Raw genomic sequence first — 22,871 nt, 5'->3', positions numbered from 1 at the left:
GAAGCGCTGTCCGGTGATGTCTGACGACTTGCCAGGGATTGTTTGAACATTTAGAGAGCGCCATGTCCGACCACGATATTTTGAGCGACGCCGAGCGAGAAGCGCTCAGCGCAGTCATGCTCGAACCCGATCTGCCGCCGCAGCGTGTCCTGATCGTCGACGACGACAAGGACGCCCGCGAGCTGTTGTCGGAGATACTCGCGCTGGACGGCATTCGCTGCATGACCGCAGCCAGCGGTGAAACCGCGCTGAAAATGCTCGATGAAAAGCCTTCGATCGGTCTGGTGATTACCGACCTGCGCATGGGCAATGTCGACGGCCTCGAGCTGATTCGCCAGGTGCGTGAATCGGTACGGGCAGCGATGCCAATTATCATCGTCTCCGGCGATGCCGACGTGAAAGATGCGATCGAAGCGATGCATTTGAGCGTGGTGGATTTTCTGCTCAAGCCGATTGATACGGGCAAGTTGCTTGAGTTGGTGAAGCATGAATTGGGCATTGAGCCCTAGAAGCCCCTCACCCTAACCCTCTCCCAGAGGGAGAGGGGACTGACCGCGGTGAATGTTGGAGGTACACCGACCTGAATTTCATGAGTCGAACTCAGGAATTGAAACTTCCCCAATCTGCTCCCTTTCCCCTCTACCCCTTGGGGGAGAGGGCTGGGGTGAGGGGGATGGATCTCAAGCCCACCACAACAATCCAACCCACCTCACAAACAAAAAGGCCCTGATCTCTCGATCAGGGCCTTTTTCACTTCCAGCGTCAGCGCAAATTACAGACCATTCGCGGCCTTGAACTCGCGACGACGACGGTGCAGCACCGGCTCGGTGTAGCCGTTCGGTTGCCTGGTGCCTTCGATCACCAGTTCGACCGCCGCCTGGAAGGCGATGTTGCTGTCGAAGTCCGGTGCCAGCGGGCGATACAGCGGGTCGTTGGCGTTCTGGCGGTCAACCACCGGCGCCATGCGCTTGAGGCTTTCCATCACTTGCTCTTGGCTGACGATACCGTGGCGCAGCCAGTTGGCGATGTGCTGGCTGGAGATACGCAGCGTCGCACGGTCTTCCATCAGGCCAACGTCGTTGATATCCGGGACTTTGGAGCAACCGACACCCTGGTCGATCCAGCGCACCACGTAACCGAGAATGCCCTGGGCATTGTTGTCCAGTTCGTTCTTGATCTGCTCTGGCGTCCAGCTTGGGTTCACTGCCAGTGGAATGGTGAGGATGTCGTCCACCGAGGCGCGCGCACGTTTGGCCAGTTCAGCCTGACGCGCAAACACGTCAACCTTGTGGTAGTGCAGCGCGTGCAGCGCAGCGGCGGTTGGCGATGGCACCCAGGCAGTGTTGGCGCCGGCGAGTGGGTGAGCGATTTTCTGCTCGAGCATCGCTGCCATCAGATCCGGCATCGCCCACATGCCTTTACCGATTTGTGCACGACCTTGCAGGCCAGTGCTCAGACCGATATCGACGTTCCAGTTTTCGTAGGCGCCGATCCACTTCTCGGCCTTCATGTCCGCCTTGCGCACCACTGGGCCGGCCTCCATGGAAGTGTGGATTTCGTCGCCGGTACGGTCGAGGAAACCGGTGTTGATGAACACCACACGCTCGCTGGCCGCCTTGATGCAAGCCTTGAGGTTGACCGTGGTGCGGCGCTCCTCGTCCATGATCCCGACTTTCAGGGTGTTGCGCGGCAAGCGCAGGACATCTTCGATACGCCCGAACAGCTCGTTGGTGAATGCCGCTTCTTCCGGGCCGTGCATTTTCGGTTTGACGATGTACACCGAACCGGTGCGGGTGTTGCGCCGCGAAGTGTTGCCGTTGAGGTTGTGCATTGCCGCCAGACAGGTCACCAGACCATCGAGGATACCTTCCGGTACTTCGTTGCCTTGGCTGTCGAGGATCGCATCGATGGTCATCAGATGGCCGACGTTGCGCACGAACAACAGCGAACGACCGTGCAGGGTCACTTCACCGCCATTGGGCGCGGTGTAGGTGCGATCCGGGTTCATGGTGCGGGTGAAGGTCTGGCCGCCCTTGGACACGGATTCCGCGAGGTCGCCCTTCATCAGGCCGAGCCAGTTGCGGTAGATCACCACTTTGTCGTCGGCATCGACGGCGGCCACGGAGTCTTCGCAGTCCATGATCGTGGTCAGCGCCGCTTCCATGAGGATGTCTTTGACCCCGGCGGCATCGGTCTGGCCGACCGGAGTGCTGGCATCGATCTGGATTTCGAAGTGCAGGCCGTTGTGCTTGAGCAGAACGGCGATCGGCGCGTTGGCGTCACCCTGGAAACCGATCAACTGAGCGTCATCGCGCAGGCCGCTGTTGCTGCCGCCCTTGAGCGTCACGACCAGTTTGCCGTCAGCGATCCTGTAGCCGGTCGAATCGACGTGGGAGCCTGCGGCCAGTGGCGCGGCTTCGTCGAGGAAGGCGCGGGCGAAGGCGATGACTTTGTCGCCACGCACCTTGTTGTAGCCTTTGCCTTTTTCCGCGCCGCCGTCTTCGCTGATCGCGTCGGTGCCGTAGAGAGCGTCGTACAGCGAACCCCAGCGGGCGTTCGAGGCGTTGAGCGCGAAGCGCGCATTCATCACCGGCACGACCAGTTGCGGGCCGGCGGTGCGGGCGATTTCATCGTCGACGTTTTGTGTCGTCGCCTGGAAATCAGCCGCTTCTGGCAGCAGATAACCGATCTCTTGCAGGAAAGCTTTGTAGGCCACGGCATCGTGCGCCTGGCCGGCATGCTGCTGATGCCAGGCATCGATGCGCGCCTGGAAGTCATCGCGTTTGGCGAGTAGGGCTTTGTTCTTCGGCGCCAGGTCGTGAATGACCTTGTCGGCACCTTCCCAGAATTGTTCGGCGGTGAGGCCGGTACCGGGAATGGCTTCGTTGTTCACGAAGTCGAACAGGACTTTGGCGACCTGCAGGCCACCGACTTGAACGTGTTCAGTCATTGCTTGCCTCACTCTGCTCAGCTATTTCGCTTTTCAGCTCGTCAATTTAACAATGAAGCTTCCGGCCATTTAAACCACAAACCTGCGGACCAGTACATGCCATCGCTGGCGGCTGGGCTAGGACCAATCAACGGCTTGGAGGCCTTGCTGACGGGGCTTTCAGGATTGCGAAGGACCTTGGGCAGACATCGATCCAGCGTTATGTAGTGCGCGCTGCGGCATACTACATGATGAGTTGCGCTTGTGAAAATCAGACTAATTACGTCGTTCTGCGACCTCATGACGCATTGCGGTCACGTCGCGGAACGGGATGTTCTCAAAAAAGCATTGGATTGTTCCAGCTAAATATCGAAAGTTGTACACATAATTGCTGTTTGACTGCTATGGCGCGATTTGGCGTCTCCCCCTTTGCGATGAGCGAATCTGTGGCGAGGGGATTTATCCCCGTTTGGGTGGCGAAGCCGCCCCCTGCGGTCCGGCTGGCAGACCCAATTGGCAGGACTCACGACTGCTGCGCAGCCGGACGGGGATAAATCCCCTCGCCACAGGTCATCATCTGCCAGCACTGGGTCAGGCTGAATCAAGCCGCTTGCCTATACTTGCCCTTCGATAACAAAAGTCATGACAAGAGGGCTGCGCCATGGACCATCTCGTACTCACCGTTTTCGCCCCGGACAAGCCCGGGCAGGTCGAGCGCATCGCCCAATGCATTGCCGAGCACGGCGGCAATTGGCTGGAAAGCCGCATGTCACGCATGGCCGGGCAGTTCGCCGGGATTCTGCGCGTGGGCGTGCCGGCGGAGGCTTACGACGAACTGGTCGATGCCCTGCAAGCGCTGTCGGCCCATGGCATTCGGGTATTGATTGCCGAAAGCGGAGTGGAGCAGTCCTGCACGTGGAAACCGATCGCCATGGAACTGGTCGGCAATGACCGACCGGGTATCGTTCGTGATATCACTCGCCTGTTGAGCGAGCAGGGCGTGAACCTGGAGCGACTGGTAACTGAAGTGCGCCCGGCGCCGATGAGCAGCGAGCCGCTGTTTCACGCCGAGGCGATTCTCGCGGTACCACTGACGCTGTCGCTGGATGTGTTGCAGGCGCGTCTGGAAACCCTGGCCGATGATCTGATGGTCGAATTGGTGTTACGCACAGAAGTTTGAGCGTTCACAGGGTTATTCAGGTTTAACGTGCACCTGCCTGTGGATAACCTGTAGAGACAGACCGCCACGCCACGCCGGCCGTGGCTTTGCGCAGGTTGATCAAAAAACCGCCAACATTCAGTGACTTGCGCACAAACGGCGGGGATCACGCTGTGGATAAGCTTGGGAAGGAACGATGCAGGCCACGAGAACCGTGGCCTGCGGAGCATTGTGCGTTTTTTGATCAGGCCCGTCGGCGCAAACTTATCCACGCATCAACGCTGTAGACCGCCAGACCGGCCCAGATAAACATGAACGCGACCAGCGTGCTGGACGACAAATGCTCGCCAAACAGCAGCACGGCTTGCAGCAACACCAGTGTCGGCGCGATGTATTGCAGGAAGCCGATGGTGGTGTAGGGCAAGTGGCGGGTGGCGGCGTTGAAACACACCAATGGCACCAGCGTCACCGGGCCGGCAGCCACGAGCCACCAGGCTTCGGAGGTGGTCCAGAAGGCCGGCTGCACACTCGTGGCAGTCTGATTGAACAGCAACCATGCAATCGCGATCGGCACCAGCATCCAGGTTTCCACCACCAGCCCCGGCAACGCCTTGACCGGCGCCTGCTTGCGGATCAGACCGTAGAAGCCGAAAGTCAGCGCCAGCGCCAGCGACACCCACGGCAAGCTGCCGACCTGCCACACCTGCTGCGCCACGCCGATGGCAGCGAGACCGACCGCGACCCACTGCATGCGCCGCAGCCGTTCGCCAAGGATCACCATGCCCAACAGGACGTTGACCAGCGGATTGATGTAGTAACCCAGACTCGCCTCGAGCATGCGGCCGTTGTTCACCGACCAGACATAGGTCAGCCAGTTGGCCGCGATCAGCGTGCCGCTCAGGGCCAGAATCGCCAGGCGTTTTGGATTGTCGATCAGCTCGCGCAACCAGCCCGGGTGTTTCCACACCATCAGCAGCAACGCACCGAACAGCGCCGACCACAGCACCCGATGGATGATGATCTCGACGGCCGGGACTTCGGCGATGGCTTTGAAATAGATCGGGAACAGGCCCCAGATGATGTAGGCGCTCAGGCCCAGAATGTACCCGCGACGCGGGTTGGCGGCTTGCATGCAGAATCCTTGCTCGGGCAGCTGACAAAGGAAGGATTGTAAGGAGGTTGTATAGATGTGTCGTGTCAGAAAGCAAAAAGATCGCAGCCTTCGGTAGCTCCTACAGGGATATGCATTCCAAGGTACGAGCTGCCGAAGGCTGCGATCTTTTGATCTTTGATCAGAAGAGTTTCAGCGGCTCTTCATTCAGTGCCGCCAGCTGCTCACGCAAGGCCAGCACCTGGTCGCCCCAATACCGCTCCGTGCCAAACCACGGAAAGCTGCGCGGGAATGCCGGGTCGTCCCAGCGCCGCGCCAGCCAGGCGCTGTAGTGCATCAGGCGCAGGGCGCGCAACGGTTCGATCAGCGCCAGTTCGCGCGGGTCGAAATCATGGAATTCGTTGTAGCCGTCCATCAATTCCGACAACTGCCCCAGACACTCCTGACGATCGCCGGCGAGCATCATCCAGATGTCCTGCACCGCCGGGCCCATGCGGCAATCGTCGAGGTCGACGATGTGGAACATCTCGTCGCGGCACATCATGTTGCCGGGGTGGCAGTCACCGTGCATGCGGATGTTCTGGTGCGGCGTGGCGGCGTAGACATCTTCGACGCGTTTGAGCAGGTCGCGGGCAACCGACTCGTACGCCGGCAGCAGGCTCTTGGGAATGAAATTGCCCTCAAGCAGGGTGTTCAGCGAGGCATGGCCGAAGTTCTGCACGGCGAGGGCTTCGCGGTACTTGAACGGCTTGGTGCCGCCCACCGCGTGCATGCGCCCGAGCAACTGGCCGAGGCGATACAGCTGATCAAGGTTGCCCGGCTCCGGCGCCCGACCACCACGGCGCGGGAACAGGGTGAAGCGGAAACCGGCGTGCTCATGCAGGGTTTCACCGTTATGGATCAGCGGCGCTACCACCGGAATGTCGATGTCGGCCAGTTCGAAAGTGAACTGGTGCTCTTCGAGGATGGCCTCGTTGGTCCAGCGCTGCGGACGATAAAACTTGGCAATCAGCGGCTCGGAGTCTTCGATACCGACCTGATAAACACGGTTTTCGTAGCTGTTGAGCGCCAGAATGCGCGCGTCGCTGAGGAAGCCGATGCTTTCAACGGCATCCAGGACGAGATCGGGGGTGAGGGTTTCAAACGGGTGGGCCATGCTGACTCCTGCGCGCAGCAGGCTGCTGCGTCCGGCTCGGCATGGTAGCGCAGATGGCGGCGGCGGAGGTGGTTGGTGTCATTGCTGATGCCATCGCTGGCAAGCCGGCTCCCACAGGTTTTGCGCAAGACCTGTGGGAGCTGGCTTGCCAGCGATGAGGGTTTATCAGGCGCCGACGATCCCACCATCCTCGCGCGTAATCGCCATCACCGAAGACCTTGGCTTGCCATTGGGCAGGTGCTCGGGGAAGGTCGAACCACCGTTTTCGCCCGGATGCTGGATGCCGACAAACAGCGTTTTCTGATCCGGCGAGAAGCTGATTCCGGTCACTTCACAACCCACTGGCCCGACCATGAAACGGCGAATCTCACCGGTCGCAGGATCGGCGCAGAGCATCTGGTTGTTGCCCATCCCGGCGAAGTCGCCAGCGTTGCTCGAATCGCCGTCAGTGAGAATCCACAGGCGCCCGGCCTTGTCGAAACCCAGACCGTCGGGGCTGTTGAACATGTTCTGCGGGGTGATGTTCGATGAGCCACCCTTCGGCGTCCCGGCATGCACGCCCGGGTTGCCGGCGACCACAAACAGATCCCAAGCGAATGTCTTCGAGGCATGGTCATCGCGGTCGGTGCGCCAGCGCAGAATCTGCCCATAGACGTTCTTCTCGCGCGGGTTCGGCCCGCCCACCGGTTGACCGTCTTCGCCACGTTTGGCGTTGTTGGTCAGGGTGCAATAAACCTGGCCGTCCTTGGGGCTGACGACGATCCACTCCGGGCGGTCCATGCGTGTTGCGCCGACGACGCTGGCGGCGAGGCGCGCGTGGATCAGCACTTCGGCCTGATCGGCAAATCCGCTGCTGGCGTCGATGCCGTTCTTGCCGTGGGTCAGTTCGATCCACTGGCCCCGGCCTTTCGGGTGGTCAGGGTTGCCGTCACCGGCATCGAATTTGGCCACATACAACGTGCCGTGATCGAGGATGTCGCGGTTGGCCTTCTGATTGCGATGGTTGATGCGATCGCGGCTGACGAATTTGTAGATGAACTCGCCACGTTCGTCGTCGCCCATGTACACCACAGCGCGACCATCGTCGGTCTCGGCGAGTGCGGCGTTTTCATGCTTGAAGCGGCCCAGCGCGGTGCGTTTGACCGGAGTCGATTGCGGATCGAATGGGTCGATCTCGACCACCCAGCCGTGACGGTTGAGCTCGTTGGGGTTCTTGGCCATGTCGAAGCGCGGGTCGTGCGGGTGCCAGTTGATGTCCTTGCTGCTGGCGACAACGCCGTAGCGCTTTTGCGCGGCATCGAATTGCTGCTGGGCGTTGCTGCTGCCGAAGCAGTCGGTGAAGTTTTCTTCACAGGTCAGGTAGGTGCCCCACGGCGTCTTGCCGTTGGCGCAGTTCTGGAACGTGCCGAGGACTTTCTTGCCGTGCTTGTCGGCGGCGGTTTTCATCAAGTCGTGGCCGCGGGCCGGACCGCTGATGCGCAGCGGCGAGTTGCCGTGGATGCGGCGGTTGTAGCGCGAGCCCTGGACGAATTGCCACTGACCATTCTTACGCTGTACTTCGATCACCGACACGCCTTCGCAGGCCAATGCCTTGCGCACATCCTCAGCCGACTGCGGCATGCCGCCATGCGGATACAGGTAGCGGTAGTTGGTGTATTCGTTGTTGATTGCCATCAGCGCGCGGTTCTTGTCGTCCGGGAAGGCGAACAGGCTCATGCCGTCATTGTTGTCGCCGAACTGCACTTCCTGTGCGGCAGCGGTGCCGTTACCGCTCGGGTCGAAGGCCGGGCCGTTCTTGTGCAGCGGCTGGCCCCAACTGATCAGCACCGAAGACTTGTAGCCCTTGGGCAGGCTGATGGCGTCGGTGGTCGCTGCCGGGATGCTTTCGAAACCGAGCAGGCGGCTGTTGCCGGCGCTGACACTGGCGGCCATGACGCTGCGGCTCAACAGGTTGCCGCCAAGGAACATCGCCGCGCCGCACAACGCACCGGCGCTGATGAAACCGCGACGGCTGAGGCCGACCATTTTTTCCAGATCAGTGGATTGGTTTTCTTCTAATAGGCTCACATCAGGCTCCCTGCTTGGTTATGGGCAACACCTTAATGCGGGTCGATGACGCTTTTGTGGCAAGGGCTAATCAGAGCGGGGTGCCGATCAGCACGTTAGATGGTGCGCATTGCACCTGCACCGGATTGCCGACCTCCAGCCTGTGGCTGCGCAAGTGCAGCGGTTCCGCCAAGGCGCAAAGTGTCTGGCCGTTGGGCAGGGAAATGCGCACCTCGCTGGGACCGTCCTCGGCATCGAGGATCGCTTCGATGGTGCCGCGCAGGACATTGTGTCCGGGCGTTGCCGACTGATCGGCGCCGAGCAACTCAAGCCAGCCAGCCTTGATCAGCGCCATCACTTCGGTACCGATCTGCAATTCCAGATGCACGGTGCTGTCGTGGGTGATCTGCGCCTCCAGAGCAATGCCTTCGGCCAGTTCAAGGTGGATCAAGTCATTGCGACCCTGCGCCTGAATCGCTGCCACCGTGCCATGCAGCTGATTGCGCGCGCTGGTCCTGAGCATCAGGCGCCCGAGCAGGTCGAGATCGCTGGCGTCTTCCGCCGCTTCCAGCACCTGCGCCTGCAACGCCTGCAATTTCTGATACAGGCGCAGCACTCGCTCGCCCTCGCTGGACAATCTGGCGCCGCCGCCACCCTTGCCGCCCACCACGCGCTCGACCAGGGGTTTCTGCGCCAGGTTGTTCAGCTCATCGATCGCATCCCACGCCGCCTTGTAACTGAGCCCCGCGCTTTTCGCCGCACGGGTGATCGAGCCCTGCTCGGCGATGTGTTGCAGCAGGGCAATGCGCTGCGGGCGGCGGACGATGTGCTGGGAGAGCAGGGTGGGCAGGGACATGGCAGAACGCTTCTGGCTCGGGCGATGAAATGGACGTTGGCCACTTGCAACGCATGAGTCAAGCCTGACGCAAAGCCCCCTGTGGGAGCGAGCCTGCTCGCGAAAGCGGTTTGACCAACAACAGCTTTGTTGAATGTGATGCCCATTCGCGAGCAGGCTCGCTCCCACACGATATCTGTATTCGCTTCAGGTACCGGGCTTCGGCGTACGGGCCAGGCAATACACATCAACCCGCGCCGCACCTGCATTCATCAACAACCGCGCCAGCGCTTGAGCGGTCGCGCCCGTGGTCAGAACATCATCCACCAGCGCGCAATGGCGGCCACTGACCTGCGCGTCAGGCACCAGCGCAAAGGCATTGCGCAAATTGCGTTTGCGCGCCTTGGCGTCGAGATCCTGCTGGGCGTCGGTGTCCATGACTCGCCTTAGAAGCTGTTCTTCACAGGGCAGATCCAGAGAAACACTCAACCAGCGCGCGAGCATCGCCGCTTGATTGAATCCTCGCCGACGCAGTCGTTTATTCGCCAACGGCACCGGTAGCAACACATCGGGGCGCGGCAGGTCCTCGGCGAAGCGATGCTGCAGGTATTGGCCGAGAACGTCGGCGAGCAGGTGACCAAACGGCCATTTCGCGTTGTGTTTAAAGCGTGTAATCAGACTGTCCACGGGGAAGCCATAAACCCAGGGCACGGCGACCTGCTCGAAGGCCGGAGGCTCTAGCAGGCACTCGCCGCAAGTCAGGCCATCCGCCGCCAGCGGCAAAGCGCAGCTCTGACAATGGCTGCCGAGCCAGGGCAGCTCGGTTTCGCAGGCCTCGCACATTGGCATTTGTGCTTCTGCGGGCTCATCGCACAGCAAACAGGTCTGTACGTTTTTTAAACAGATGTAAACCTGTCTCTTGTATTGCGGTTGACAGCGCATCGCTCTTCCTTAAATATGCCGAACATCCGTGTAGCGCCTGTGGGTATTCCGTTTCCCCCAGCGCCAGCCAAGCATAACCAAGGAATTGCCCATGAGCGCGAGCACCACCGCCACCCTGCGTCACGATTGGTCTCTGGCCGAAGTCAAAGCACTCTTCGTACAGCCATTCAACGACTTGCTGTTCCAGGCGCAAACGGTGCACCGCGCACATTTCAACGCCAACCGCGTGCAGGTCTCGACACTGCTGTCGATCAAGACCGGTGCCTGCCCGGAAGACTGCAAGTACTGCCCGCAGTCCGGGCACTACAACACCGGGCTGGAAAAAGAAAAACTGATGGAAGTGCAGAAGGTCCTCGAAGAGGCGGCCCGCGCGAAAGCCATTGGTTCGACGCGGTTCTGCATGGGCGCAGCGTGGAAACATCCGTCGGCCAAAGACATGCCGTATGTGTTGAAGATGGTTGAAGGAGTAAAAGCCCTCGGCCTGGAAACCTGCATGACCCTCGGACGTCTCGATCAGGAACAGACCGAAGCGCTGGCCAAGGCCGGTCTCGATTACTACAACCACAACCTCGACACCTCGCCGGAGTTCTACGGCAGCATCATCACCACCCGTACTTACAGCGAACGCCTGCAGACGCTGGCCTATGTGCGCGAGTCGGGAATGAAAATCTGCTCCGGCGGCATTCTCGGCATGGGCGAATCGCTGGACGATCGCGCCAATCTGCTGATCCAGCTGGCCAACCTGCCGGAGCACCCGGAGTCGGTGCCAATCAACATGCTGGTGAAAGTCGCCGGCACGCCGCTGGAAAACGCCGAAGACATCGACCCGTTCGACTTCATCCGCATGCTCGCCGTCGCGCGCATCCTCATGCCGCAATCCCACGTGCGCCTGTCCGCCGGTCGCGAAGCGATGAACGAGCAGATGCAGGCCCTGGCATTTTTCGCTGGCGCCAACTCGATTTTCTACGGCGACAAATTGCTCACCACCGCCAACCCGCAGGCGGATAAGGACATGCAGCTGTTCGCGCGCCTCGGTATCCAGCCGGAGGCTCGCGAAGAGCACGCGGATGAAGTGCACCAAGCGGCGATCGAGCAGGCGCTGGTGGAGCAGAAAAGCAGCGAGCAGTTCTATAACGCTGCCATCTAAAAGCTGCACGGATTGCGCTGAAGGAATGCAAAACCCCTGTGGGAGCGAGCCTGCTCGCGAAAGCGGTTTGGCCGCGAATATCCATGTTGGATGTGACGCCCATTCGCGAGCAGGCTCGCTCCCACAGGGGATCTGTGTCATTTGAAAATCGAGGCCTGCATGTCATTCGATCTCGCCGCACGCCTTGCTGCCCGCCGTGCCGACAACCTCTACCGCCACCGCCCGCTGCTCGACTCGCCGCAAGGCCCGCAAGTCGTGGTGGACGGCCAACCGCTGCTCGCTTTCTGCAACAACGATTATCTGGGCCTGGCCAATCATCCGCAGGTGATCGAAGCCTGGCGCGCCGGTGCCGAGCGCTGGGGTGTCGGTGGTGGCGCGTCCCATCTGGTGATCGGCCACAGCAGCCCGCATCACGCGCTGGAAGAAGCGCTCGCCGATCTGACCGGGCGCCCACGTGCGCTGCTGTTCACCACCGGCTACATGGCCAACCTCGGCGCGGTCACCGCGCTGGTCGGGCAGGGCGATACGGTACTCGAAGACCGGCTCAATCACGCTTCGTTGCTGGACGCGGGCCTGTTGTCCGGCGCGCGTTTCAATCGTTATCTGCACAACGACGCCGAAAGCCTGGGCAAACGCCTGGAGAAAGCCACCGGCAACACGCTGGTGGTGACCGATGGCGTATTCAGCATGGACGGTGACATCGCCGACCTGCCGGCGCTGGCCCGCGCGGCCAAGGCCAAAGGCGCGTGGCTGATGGTCGACGATGCCCACGGCTTCGGCCCGTTGGGCGCCAACGGTGGCGGTATCGTCGAGCATTTCGGCTTGAGCCAGGACGATGTGCCGGTGCTGGTCGGCACCCTCGGCAAAGCCTTCGGCACCGCCGGGGCCTTTGTCGCTGGCAGCGAAGAGTTGATCGAAAGCCTGATCCAGTTCGCCCGCCCGTACATCTACACCACCAGCCAACCGCCGGCGCTGGCCTGCGCGACGCTGAAAAGCCTCGAGCTGTTGCGCAGTGAACACTGGCGCCGTGAGCATTTGCAGACACTGGTCCGCCAGTTCCGCCACGGCGCCGAGCAGATCGGGCTGGAGCTGATGGACAGCTTCACGCCGATCCAGCCGATCATGATCGGCGATGCCGGACGCGCGGTGCGACTGTCACAAATGCTCCGCGAGCGCGGCTTGATGGTGACCGCAATTCGCCCACCGACCGTGCCGGCCGGCAGCGCGCGGTTGCGCGTCACTCTGACCGCCGCCCACAGCGAGGCACAGGTGCAACAGTTGCTGGAAGGGTTGGCAGATTGCTTCGCCCGATTGTCGTTGGAGCCAAGCCATGCGTAATCGTCTGATCCTGCTGCCCGGCTGGGGCCTCGGCGTGTCGCCGCTGGAACCGCTGGCCGCAGCATTGCGCGGCCTCGACGAACATCTGCAAGTCGAGATCGAACCGCTGCCGGAGCTGGACTCCGCTGACCTTGAAGACTGGCTCGACGAACTCGATGCGCGCATTCCGCAGGAAGTCTGGCTTGGTGGCTGGTCGCTGGGCGGCATGCTCGCCAGCGAACTGGCGGCACGACGCGGCGAGGCGTGCTGCGGGCTGCTGACGCTGGCGAGCAACCCTGCGTTTGTCGCCCATGAGCAGTGGCCGAGCGCGATGCCTGGCGAGACCTTCGATGCGTTTCTTGCCGGTTGTCAGGCCGACCCGCGTACCACGCTCAAGCGCTTCTCTCTTTTATGTGCGCAAGGTTCGCCAGATCCGCGTGGCTTGTCGCGCTTGCTGCTCGCTGGCGCGCCGGCAACCGCGCCGGCCGCGCTGATGGCAGGTCTGGAGCTACTCGCGCAGCTGGACACACGCCAGGCGTTGCAGGCGTTTCGCGGGCCGCAGTTTCATCTGTTCGGCGGGCAGGACGCGCTGGTTCCGGCGGAAGCGGCCGGCGCATTGTTCGCGCTTTTGCCGGATATCGAAATTGGTCTGATCGAACAGGCCAGCCATGCTTTCCTGCTGGAAGACCCGCATGGAGTCGCGGGCGCGATCCAGGCTTTTCTACATGAGTGCGCTGATGACTGATCTGTCCCTTGTGCTGCCTGAGGGCTTGCCCGACAAGCGCCAGGTGGCGGCGTCTTTTTCCCGCGCTGCGGCCAGTTACGACAGTGTCGCGGAGTTTCAGCGTGACGTCGGCACACAGTTGCTTGAGCGTTTGCCTGGGAGTTTCATGCCGTCGCGGTGGCTCGATCTCGGTTGCGGCACCGGCTACTTCACCCGCGCGCTGGCCTCGCGTTTCACCCAGGGCAGCGGTGTCGCGCTGGACATCGCCGAGGGCATGCTCAATCACGCACGGCCGCTGGGTGGCGCTGAGCATTTCATCGCTGGCGATGCCGAAAGGCTGCCGTTGCAGGATGCTAGCTTCGATCTGATTTTCTCCAGTCTCGCGGTGCAGTGGTGCGCCGACTTCGAGGCGGTGCTCGGCGAAGCCTTGCGCGTGCTTAAACCGGGCGGGATTTTTGCGTTTGCTAGTCTCTGTACAGGGACGCTGTTCGAGTTGCGTGAGAGTTGGCAGCAGGTCGACGGGCTGGTGCACGTCAATCGCTTCCGCGAGTTCGCCCGCTATGAACAGTTATGTGCCGGCAGTGGCATGCGCATTTTGGTGCTGGAGAATCAGCCGCACGTGTTGCATTACCCGGATGTGCGCAGCCTGACTCATGAGTTGAAAGCGTTGGGCGCACACAATCTGAATCCCGGGCGGCCGGGCGGTTTGACCGGACGGGCGCGGATTCTCGGGCTGATCGACGCGTATGAGCGGTTCCGTCAGGCGTCGGGGCTGCCGGCAACGTATCAGGTGGTATACGCCGTGTTGGAGAAACCTCTATGAGCGCAGCCTATTTCGTCACCGGTACCGACACCGATGTCGGCAAAACCACCGTTGCTGCCGGATTGCTCCATGCGGCGCGGTCGGCAGGCTTGAGCACGGCGGCGGGCAAACCGGTGGCATCGGGTTGCGACGTCACGCCCAAAGGCTTGCGTAATTCTGATGCCTTGGCGCTGCTGGCCGAATGTTCGTTGCCGCTGACTTATCAACAGGTCAACCCGGTGGCGTTCGAGCCAGCGATCGCTCCGCATCTGGCGGCGCGCGAAGCAGGTGTAGCGCTGACGGTGCAATCGCTGCTGGCGCCGATGCGCGGGATTCTGGCGATGAACGCCGATTTCACCCTGATCGAAGGCGCGGGCGGCTGGCGTGTGCCGTTGGCCGATCAGGACAATCTCTCTGACCTGGCGATTGCACTGAAGCTGCCAGTGATTCTAGTGGTGGGCGTGAGGCTGGGGTGCATCAGTCATGCTTTGCTGACCGCCGAGGCCATTGCCCGCGATGGTCTGCAATTGGCGGGGTGGGTGGCGAATATCATCGATCCGAAAACTTCGCGGCTGGAGGAAAACCTCGCGACCCTGGCCGAGCGCATTCCCGCGCCATGCCTGGGCCGGGTGCCGAAACTCAAGGCGTTGAGCGCCGAAGCGGTCGCCGAGCATTTGCAACTGGATTTGCTCGACTAAGCTTTTGCCTATGAACAGGCACTGTGCCATTAGTGTTTTTGACGGGTGTTTTGCTGGCGCGTCTGCTTCAATGGCGAGCATTGATCCTTTGCAGGGATGAGAGTGACTATGGAAATCTCCGGCAACACAGCTTTTTATGCGGGACTGAGCTCGATTCAGTCCGGGCAGAACCGCGTCGATCAGGCTGCCAGCCAGATCGCCAACAACACTATCGAACGTTCGGTGACCAGCCAGTCGTCCGAAGTGCAGGTCAATCGCCTGCGCGGTGTGGATCGCGCACAAGAATCGGATCTGGCGAGCAATATCGTCGAGCTGTCGCAGGGCAAGATCCAGGCAGAGCTGGGTGTGAAGGTGGCCAAGGCATCCGACGAAGTGCTCGGGACGATCATCGATACTTTCGCCTGATTGAGTTTGTTGTAGACCCCGAAACGCCGCGCCCTGTCGCGGCGTTTTTCGTTTAAGTCCTTCTTGCTCAACTAATCTTTTTACAACGCCCGTGGCTTATATCAAGTCGCGGCGATTTGTCGTCTCCGGCATTTGGAGAGCGTGATGACGAACGGCAAAAGATCGATGCTTGACAAGATTTCGGCGTAAACGTATGTTTCAAACAACTGTTTGACCGTCACAACAATTCAACACGGTCGTTCATTCCCGGTTACATCAGCAGAGGTTTATCGCTATGCCTGACTACAAGGCCCCCTTGCGTGATATTCGCTTCGTTCGTGACGAACTGCTCGGCTACGAAGCGCACTATCAGAGCCTGCCAGCGTGCGCAGACGCCACGCCGGACATGGTTGACGCCATCCTCGAGGAAGGCGCCAAGTTTTGTGAGCAGGTACTGGCGCCGCTGAACCGCGTGGGCGACATCGAAGGCTGCACCTGGAGCGAGTCCGGCGTGAAAACCCCGACTGGCTTCAAAGAGGCGTACAAGCAATTCGTCGAAGGCGGCTGGCCAAGCCTGGCGCACGACGTTGAGCACGGCGGTCAGGGCCTGCCTGAGTCGCTGGGTCTGGCGGTGAGCGAAATGGTCGGCGAAGCCAACTGGTCGTGGGGCATGTACCCAGGTCTGTCGCACGGTGCGATGAATACCATCTCCGAGCACGGCACCCCAGAGCAGCAGGAAGCCTATCTGACCAAACTGGTCTCCGGCGAATGGACCGGCACCATGTGCCTGACCGAACCGCACTGCGGCACCGACCTGGGCATGCTGCGCACCAAGGCCGAGCCTCAGGCCGACGGTTCCTACAAAGTTTCCGGCACCAAGATCTTCATCTCGGCCGGTGAACACGACATGGCCGACAACATCGTCCACATCGTACTGGCGCGTCTGCCGGATGCTCCGGCTGGCACCAAAGGCATCTCGCTGTTCATCGTTCCAAAGTTCCTGCCAAACGCCGATGGCACCATTGGCGCGCGCAACGCAGTGAGCTGCGGTTCGCTGGAACACAAGATGGGCATCCACGGCAACGCCACTTGCGTGATGAACTTCGACGGCGCCACCGGTTACCTGATCGGCCCGGCGAACAAAGGTCTGAACTGCATGTTCACCTTTATGAACACCGCTCGCCTCGGTACCGCACTGCAAGGTCTGGCTCACGCCGAAATCGGCTTCCAGGGCGGTCTGAAATACGCTCGTGATCGCCTGCAAATGCGCTCGCTGACTGGCCCGAAAGCGCCGGACAAAGCCGCTGACCCGATCATCGTCCACCCGGACGTGCGCCGTATGCTGTTGACCATGAAGGCGTTCGCCGAAGGCAACCGCGCGATGGTCTACTTCACTGCTAAGCAGGTCGACATCGTCAAATACGGCGTCGATGAAGAAGAGAAGAAGAAGGCCGACGCACTGCTGGCGTTCATGACCCCGATCGCCAAAGCGTTCATGACCGAAGTCGGTTTCGAAGCCGCCAACCACGGCGTGCAGATCTACGGCGGCCACGGTTTCATCGCCGAGTGGGGCATGGAGCAGAACGTTCGCGACAGCCGCATTTCGATGCTGTACGAAGGCACCACCGGCATCCAGGCCCTCGACCTGCTCGGCCGCAAAGTGCTGATGACTCAAGGCGAGGCTCTGAAAGGCTTCACCAAGATCGTCCACAAGTTCTGCCAGACCAACGAAGGCAACGAAGCCGTCCAGGAATTCGTCGCGCCGCTGGCTGCACTGAACAAGGAGTGGGGCGAGCTGACCATGAAGGTCGGTATGGCTGCCATGAAAGATCGCGAAGAAGTCGGCGCGGCCTCCGTGGATTACCTGATGTACTCCGGTTATGCCTGCCTGGCCTACTTCTGGGCAGACATGGCACGTCTGGCTGCGGAAAAACTGGCTGCCGGCACCAGCGACGAGGCGTTCTACACCGCCAAGCTGCAAACCGCGCGCTTCTACTTCCAGCGCATCCTGCCGCGTACCCGTACGCACGTGGCCACTATGCTGTCGGGTGCTGGCAACCTGATGGACATGAAAGAAGAAGACTTCGCACTGGGCTACTAAGCCTTAACGCAGTCTGACGAAAACCGCTGCTCCCGTTAGGGGGCAGCGGTTTTTTTGTTTGTGGATCGCTCAGATAGTCGAGCTTCCGGCCGTTACAGAGACCGTGTGTGATCTGGATCACATTGTATGGGCTTGGCCGCACTTTGCAGGCACAATGCCATCTCTTTGCTATGACGGGTCGGAGCTTACCCTTGCCGCGTTCTTCCGCTGTACGTTTCAGCCATTTCCTGCCATCACTGCTGTTATTGCTTGCGGGGCTGGCGGCTGCGTACGTCAAAGACCTCAGCGTATTCTTCACGTCACTGTTCAACGTCCTGCCGACATTGGTTCTGCTCCTCGGTGGCGCGTATTGCGCGGTGTACCGACGTCAGCGCGAACTGTTTCTGATGCTGACGGTGTACATCGCCTACTTTCTGCTGGACACCCAGACAGATTTCTACCGCGACAACGGCAAGGTCCGCGAAGACGCTGCGGTGGTGTTTCATCTGGTCTGCCTGCTGCTGCCGTTGTTGTTCGGATTATTCGCCGCATGGCAGGAACGTACCCATCTGTTTCAGGACATGGTCGCGCGCTTTGCCGTGCTGCTGGCATTTGGCAGCGTGGCGCTGGGACTGGAGCAAAGTTACCCACAGGCGCTGCTGCTGTGGTTGTCGGAGATCCGCTGGCCGGCGCTGCATGGGGCATGGATGAGTCTCATCCAGTTGTCCTATCCGGTGTTCATCTCGGCCTTCCTGCTTCTGGCTCTGCCTGGCAATACTGGCGCAACCCGCGCCCGTTGCACGCGGCGCAACTGGTTGGCTTGCTCGGTGTGTTCTGGATGCTGCCGAAGACCTTCATTCTGCCGTTCACCCTGAACATCATGTGCAGCCAGGTGATGCTGATGATCGCCGCCGCCGTTGCGCATGAGGCCTATCAAATGGCCTTCCGCGACGAGCTCACCGGCCTGCCGGGACGACGTGCGCTCAACGAACGTATGCAGCGCCTGGGGCGCAACTATGTGCTGGCGATGAGCGACGTCGATCACTTCAAGAAATTCAACGACACCCACGGCCACGATGTCGGTGATCAGGTGCTGCGGCTGGTCGCCAGCAAACTGTCGAAAATCAGCGGTGGCGGTAGGGCGTATCGCTACGGCGGTGAGGAATTTGCCTTGGTGTTCGCAGGCAAGACCCTTGAGGAGTGCATGCCGCACCTGGAAGTGATCCGTGAATCGATTGCGTCTTACAGCATTCAGTTACGCAACCAGGAAAACCGCCCGCAGGATGATCAGCAAGGTCGCCAGCGGCGCAGCGGTTCCGGGGCTTCGGCGGTGTCGGTGACGGTGAGTATCGGCGTCGCCGAACGTGTCGAGCAGCGCACCCCTGAAGAAGTGCTCAAGTCCGCCGACCAGGCGTTGTACAGCGCCAAGGGCGCCGGGCGTAACTGCGTCATGGCGTTCGGGCAGAACCGCCGTGGCGCGGTGCGCATGGACGCTGCTGCGGGTTGAGTGATGACGGCGCATTCAGCGCCTGCACAGTGATTGTCGCGCGTGGTGGCCAGCAGTAGGTTGAACAAATCTGCTGACGGAGAAGCCACCATGCCCGAGTACAAAGCTCCCCTGCGCGACATGCGCTTTCTGATCGATCACGTCTTCGACTTCCACTCCAGCTACGCCAGTCTCGGCGCGCATGACGCCAGCCCGGACATGATCAGCGCGATCCTCGAAGAAGGCGCGAAGTTCTGCGAGAACGTTCTGGCACCGCTCAATCGCAGCGGCGACGAAGAGGGCTGCCATTTCGACAACGGCGTGGTGACAACGCCTACAGGCTTCAAGCAGGCCTTCGCACAATATGTCGAGGGCGGCTGGCACGGTTTGGCGGCTGATCCGGCTTACGGTGGCCAAGGGTTGCCGAGTTCGCTGGGGCTGGTGATCAGCGAGATGGTCGGCTCCAGCAACACGTCCTGGGGCATGTACCCCGGCCTGACCCACGGCGCGATGTCGGCGATCCACGCCCACGGCACCGCCGAGCAGAAAGACACCTACCTGAGCAAACTCACCGCTGGCCAGTGGACCGGCACCATGTGCCTGACCGAAGCGCACTGCGGCACTGATCTGGGCATCATCAAGACTCGCGCGGTGCCCCGGGCCGACGGCAGCTACGCGATCACCGGCAGCAAGATTTTCATCTCCGCTGGTGAGCATGACCTGAGCGACAACATCATCCATCTGGTCCTGGCGAAGCTGCCGGACGCACCGGCCGGAACCAAGGGCATTTCCCTGTTTATCGTGCCCAAGTTTCTGCCCGATGCAGCAGGCGAAGCGGGTGAGCGCAACGGCGTTTCCTGTGGCTCGATCGAGCACAAGATGGGCGTCAAGGCTTCTGCTACGTGCGTGCTGAATTTCGATGCCGCCACGGGTTACTTGATCGGCGAGCCGAACAAGGGCCTCAACTGCATGTTCACCATGATGAACCATGCGCGGCTTGGTACTGGCATGCAGGGGCTGTGTCTGGGCGAGGCGAGTTTTCAGGGCGCGATCAAGTACGCCAATGACCGCCTGCAGATGCGCGCCCTGACCGGTGCCAAATCGCCGGAAAAACCTGCCGACCCGATCATCGTTCACCCCGATGTGCGACGCATGTTGCTGACCATGAAAGCCTTCAACGAAGGCAACCGCGCGCTGACCCATTTCACTGCGCAGATGCTCGATGTTGCGCACCTGAGCAGCGATGCCGATGCGCGTCAGGAGGCCGAAGACCTGCTGGCGTTCCTCACGCCGATCTGCAAGGCGTTCATGACCGACACCGGGCTGGAAGTGACCAATCACGGCATGCAGGTATTCGGCGGCCACGGCTTCATTCGTGAGTGGGGCATGGAGCAACTGGTGCGCGATTGCCGGATTGCGCCGATCTACGAAGGCACCAATGGCATTCAAGCGCTCGACCTGCTCGGGCGTAAGGTGCTGGGCAGTCAGGGCAAGCTGCTGCGCGGCTTTACCAAAATCGTCCACAAGTTCTGCGCAGCGAACGCCGAACATGCGCAGCTGGGCCGCTTCGTCGCGCAACTCAACGGGCTCAACCAACAGTGGGGCGACCTGACCATGAAGGTCGGCATGGCGGCCATGAAGAACCCGGACGAAGTCGGTGCTGCGTCGGTGGATTATCTGATGTACAGCGGCTACATCATCCTGGGCTACCTGTGGCTGCGCATGGCGTTGGTTGCTCAGGCACAGCTGGAGGCGGGCGAGGGTGAGGCTGATTTCCTCAAGGGCAAACTGGCGACGTGCGAGTTCTACTTCAAGCGCTTGCTGCCGCGTACGGCTGCGCATCAGGCGGCGATCGAGGCGGGGAGTGATTGTTTGATGAATTTGCCGGCGCAGGCGTTTGCTTTGTAGGGCAGATCGAAAGATCGCGGCGATCTTTTTCCGGTGACCAAAAATAACAAATCAGTCACCGGTTGACCCTATGTGTCGCAAAAGTTGTTGAGGTACACTCCGGATCAACGAAAACATCATTCCACGAACCACCTGTTTAGATCTTGCGAGGTTTGCCATGGCTGACTACAAAGCGCCGCTGCGCGATATGCGCTTCGTCCTCAATGAAGTGTTCGAAGTCGCCAAACTCTGGGCCGAACTGCCGGCGCTGGCCGAGACCGTCGACGCCGAAACCGTTGAAGCGATTCTCGAAGAGGCCGGCAAGGTCACCAGCAAAAGCATCGCGCCACTGAGCCGTGCTGCTGACGAGGAAGGTTGCCATTGGGCGGACGGTGCCGTCACCACGCCGGCCGGTTTCCCACAGGCCTATCAGACTTATGCTGAAGGCGGTTGGGTCGGTGTTGGTGGCGATCCGGCCTACGGCGGCATGGGCATGCCCAAAGCCGTGTCGGCGCAGGTCGAAGAAATGGTCAACTCCGCCAGCCTGGCGTTCGGTCTGTACCCGATGCTGACCGCCGGCGCCTGCCTGTCGATCAATGCGCATGCCAGCGAAGAACTGAAAGCTGCGTACCTGCCGAACATGTACGCCGGCATCTGGGCCGGTTCCATGTGCCTGACCGAGCCGCACGCGGGCACCGATCTGGGGATCATTCGCACCAAAGCCGAACCTCAGGCCGACGGTTCCTACAAGGTCAGCGGCACCAAGATCTTCATCACTGGTGGCGAGCACGACCTCACCGAAAACATCATTCACCTGGTACTGGCCAAGCTGCCTGACGCGCCGGCCGGTCCAAAAGGTATTTCGCTGTTTCTGGTGCCGAAGTTCATGGTCAATGCCGACGGCAGCCTTGGTGCGCGTAACCCGGTCAACTGTGGCTCGATCGAGCACAAGATGGGCATTCAGGCCTCGGCGACCTGCGTGATGAACTTCGACGAAGCCGTGGGTTATTTGGTCGGCGAGCCGAACAAAGGCCTGGCGGCGATGTTCACCATGATGAACTACGAGCGCCTGGGCGTTGGTATTCAAGGCCTGGCCACGGGCGAGCGCTCTTATCAGAACGCTGTTGAATACGCGCGCGATCGTCTGCAGAGTCGTTCGCCGACCGGTGCGCAGAACAAGGACAAAGTCGCTGACCCGATCATTGTTCACCCGGACGTGCGGCGCATGCTGCTGACCATGAAAGCCTCGAACGAAGGCGGCCGTGCGTTCTCCACGTATGTAGCGATGCAACTGGACACCGCCAAGTTCAGTGAAGACGCGACCACCCGCAAGCGCGCGGAAGATCTGGTGGCGTTGCTGACGCCGGTGGCGAAAGCCTTCCTGACCGACCTGGGTCTGGAAACCACTGTCCACGGCCAGCAGATTTTCGGCGGCCACGGCTACATCCGCGAGTGGGGCCAGGAGCAACTGGTGCGTGACGTGCGCATCACCCAGATCTACGAAGGCACCAACGGTATTCAGGCGCTGGACCTGGTCGGGCGCAAGATCGTTGGCAGTGGCGGCGCGTTCTACCAGCTGTTCGCTGACGAGATCCGCCATTTCACCGCAACCGCCAGTGCTGATCTGGGCGAGTTCACCAAGCCGTTGAACGATGCCGTCGACACCCTCGACGAGTTGACCGCGTGGCTGCTGGACCGGGCGAAAAACAATCCGAACGAAATCGGCGCGGCCTCGGTCGAATATTTGCAAGCGTTCGGCTACACCGCTTACGCCTACATGTGGGCGTTGATGGCCAAAGCCGCGCTGGGCAAGGAAGCGCAGGAGGATTTCTACGCGAGCAAGCTGGGCACCGCGCGCTTCTATTTCGCCCGTCTGCTGCCGCGTATCCACTCGTTGAGCGCGTCGGTCAAGGCCGGTAGCGAGTCGCTGTTCCTGCTGGATGCGGCACAGTTTTGATCCTGTAGACGTCATGTAAGCATTTGCTTACGTGACGCGCTGCTGTTCTCCCATATCCGTATATTGGATCCACGGCTAATCTACATTTCATGGACGTCGCGCAGGAAGCGCAAAGTAAACAACACGGACACGTAGGATTCTGCCAGGGTGGCGGAGTGAAATGGATGTCAGGGAAACAGTCTGCAAAGCCCCGCTTCGGCGGGGTTTTCTT

Annotated in this window: 17 protein-coding genes and 1 pseudogene; 12 read left to right on the top strand and 6 right to left on the bottom strand. The window is 60.8% G+C overall.

Annotation, left to right across the window (positions count from 1 at the left end; translation table 11 throughout):
• The first annotated feature begins 62 nt into the window (after nucleotides 1-62).
• Nucleotides 63-509, top strand: a complete 447-nt coding sequence (locus tag ACZ9BE_RS22075; RefSeq protein WP_016772851.1) for a response regulator — start codon at nucleotides 63-65, stop codon at nucleotides 507-509.
• Nucleotides 510-772: 263 nt separating this feature from the next.
• Here the strand turns inward: ACZ9BE_RS22075 and ACZ9BE_RS22070 are convergent, their stop codons facing one another.
• On the bottom strand, nucleotides 773-2,950 hold the full coding sequence (locus ACZ9BE_RS22070; RefSeq protein WP_252886899.1) for a malate synthase G: 2,178 nt from the start codon (nucleotides 2,948-2,950) through the stop codon (nucleotides 773-775).
• A 640-nt stretch (nucleotides 2,951-3,590) separates the two neighbouring features.
• On the opposite strand from ACZ9BE_RS22070, the gene ACZ9BE_RS22065 reads away from it, so the two are divergent.
• Nucleotides 3,591-4,109 carry a glycine cleavage system transcriptional repressor gene (locus ACZ9BE_RS22065; RefSeq protein ID WP_016772854.1) on the top strand — a complete coding sequence of 173 codons (519 nt, stop codon included), beginning with the start codon at nucleotides 3,591-3,593 and terminating at the stop codon, nucleotides 4,107-4,109.
• Nucleotides 4,110-4,332: 223 nt separating this feature from the next.
• Here ACZ9BE_RS22065 and rarD read toward each other — a convergent pair whose 3' ends face one another.
• The 5 genes from rarD to ACZ9BE_RS22040 form a co-directional block, all read right to left on the bottom strand.
• Nucleotides 4,333-5,220 (bottom strand): EamA family transporter RarD, encoded by an 888-nt coding sequence (rarD, locus tag ACZ9BE_RS22060; protein ID WP_476249937.1) that lies wholly within the window; start codon nucleotides 5,218-5,220, stop codon nucleotides 4,333-4,335.
• Nucleotides 5,221-5,380: 160 nt separating this feature from the next.
• Nucleotides 5,381-6,355, bottom strand: a complete 975-nt coding sequence (locus ACZ9BE_RS22055; RefSeq protein ID WP_476249936.1) for a serine/threonine protein kinase — start codon at nucleotides 6,353-6,355, stop codon at nucleotides 5,381-5,383.
• 165 nt (nucleotides 6,356-6,520) lie between these two features.
• Nucleotides 6,521-8,422, bottom strand: coding sequence for a PhoX family protein (locus tag ACZ9BE_RS22050; protein WP_064361248.1), 1,902 nt, complete (start codon nucleotides 8,420-8,422; stop codon nucleotides 6,521-6,523).
• A 70-nt stretch (nucleotides 8,423-8,492) separates the two neighbouring features.
• Nucleotides 8,493-9,257 (bottom strand): TOBE domain-containing protein, encoded by a 765-nt coding sequence (locus tag ACZ9BE_RS22045; RefSeq protein ID WP_476249935.1) that lies wholly within the window; start codon nucleotides 9,255-9,257, stop codon nucleotides 8,493-8,495.
• A 186-nt stretch (nucleotides 9,258-9,443) separates the two neighbouring features.
• Nucleotides 9,444-10,178, bottom strand: a complete 735-nt coding sequence (locus ACZ9BE_RS22040) for a double zinc ribbon domain-containing protein (protein WP_476249934.1) — start codon at nucleotides 10,176-10,178, stop codon at nucleotides 9,444-9,446.
• A gap of 91 nt (nucleotides 10,179-10,269) precedes the next feature.
• Between ACZ9BE_RS22040 and bioB the strand changes: the two genes are divergently transcribed.
• The 10 genes and pseudogenes from bioB to ACZ9BE_RS21990 all read left to right on the top strand — a co-directional run bounded on the left by bioB (nucleotide 10,270) and on the right by ACZ9BE_RS21990 (nucleotide 22,660).
• A complete protein-coding gene (gene bioB, locus ACZ9BE_RS22035) occupies nucleotides 10,270-11,325 on the top strand; it encodes a biotin synthase BioB (RefSeq protein WP_056786610.1) in 1,056 nt (351 codons plus the stop codon).
• A gap of 159 nt (nucleotides 11,326-11,484) precedes the next feature.
• Nucleotides 11,485-12,663: an 8-amino-7-oxononanoate synthase gene (gene bioF, locus ACZ9BE_RS22030; protein WP_423662588.1), complete on the top strand. Its 1,179-nt coding sequence runs from the start codon at nucleotides 11,485-11,487 to the stop codon at nucleotides 12,661-12,663.
• Nucleotides 12,656-13,387, top strand: a complete 732-nt coding sequence (locus ACZ9BE_RS22025) for an alpha/beta fold hydrolase (protein ID WP_305381643.1) — start codon at nucleotides 12,656-12,658, stop codon at nucleotides 13,385-13,387. The genes bioF and ACZ9BE_RS22025 overlap by 8 nt, the downstream gene beginning before the upstream one ends.
• A complete protein-coding gene (gene bioC, locus ACZ9BE_RS22020) occupies nucleotides 13,380-14,189 on the top strand; it encodes a malonyl-ACP O-methyltransferase BioC (protein ID WP_095181436.1) in 810 nt (269 codons plus the stop codon). Before ACZ9BE_RS22025 ends, bioC begins: the two co-directional genes overlap by 8 nt.
• Entirely contained in the window at nucleotides 14,186-14,866 is a 681-nt protein-coding gene (gene bioD / locus ACZ9BE_RS22015) for a dethiobiotin synthase (RefSeq protein ID WP_041476721.1), read from the top strand. The genes bioC and bioD overlap by 4 nt, the downstream gene beginning before the upstream one ends.
• A 108-nt stretch (nucleotides 14,867-14,974) precedes the next feature.
• Nucleotides 14,975-15,271 carry a hypothetical protein gene (locus ACZ9BE_RS22010; protein WP_016772865.1) on the top strand — a complete coding sequence of 99 codons (297 nt, stop codon included), beginning with the start codon at nucleotides 14,975-14,977 and terminating at the stop codon, nucleotides 15,269-15,271.
• Nucleotides 15,272-15,545: 274 nt separating this feature from the next.
• Nucleotides 15,546-17,351 (top strand): phenylacyl-CoA dehydrogenase, encoded by a 1,806-nt coding sequence (locus ACZ9BE_RS22005; RefSeq protein WP_024014564.1) that lies wholly within the window; start codon nucleotides 15,546-15,548, stop codon nucleotides 17,349-17,351.
• Nucleotides 17,352-17,542: 191 nt separating this feature from the next.
• A pseudogene (locus ACZ9BE_RS22000) lies at nucleotides 17,543-18,837 on the top strand (GGDEF domain-containing protein).
• A 90-nt stretch (nucleotides 18,838-18,927) separates the two neighbouring features.
• The gene (locus tag ACZ9BE_RS21995; RefSeq protein WP_476249933.1) at nucleotides 18,928-20,724 is read left to right on the top strand and encodes an acyl-CoA dehydrogenase C-terminal domain-containing protein; all 1,797 of its coding nucleotides are present in this window, start codon (nucleotides 18,928-18,930) and stop codon (nucleotides 20,722-20,724) included.
• A gap of 157 nt (nucleotides 20,725-20,881) precedes the next feature.
• Nucleotides 20,882-22,660 (top strand): acyl-CoA dehydrogenase C-terminal domain-containing protein, encoded by a 1,779-nt coding sequence (locus tag ACZ9BE_RS21990; protein WP_252886895.1) that lies wholly within the window; start codon nucleotides 20,882-20,884, stop codon nucleotides 22,658-22,660.
• The last annotated feature ends 211 nt before the right edge of the window (nucleotides 22,661-22,871 follow it).

It is taken from the genome of Pseudomonas sp. TE9122, from assembly GCF_056278925.1.
The sequence above is the reverse complement of the archived record's forward strand: the minus strand, read 5'-3'. Positions and strand labels throughout refer to the sequence as shown.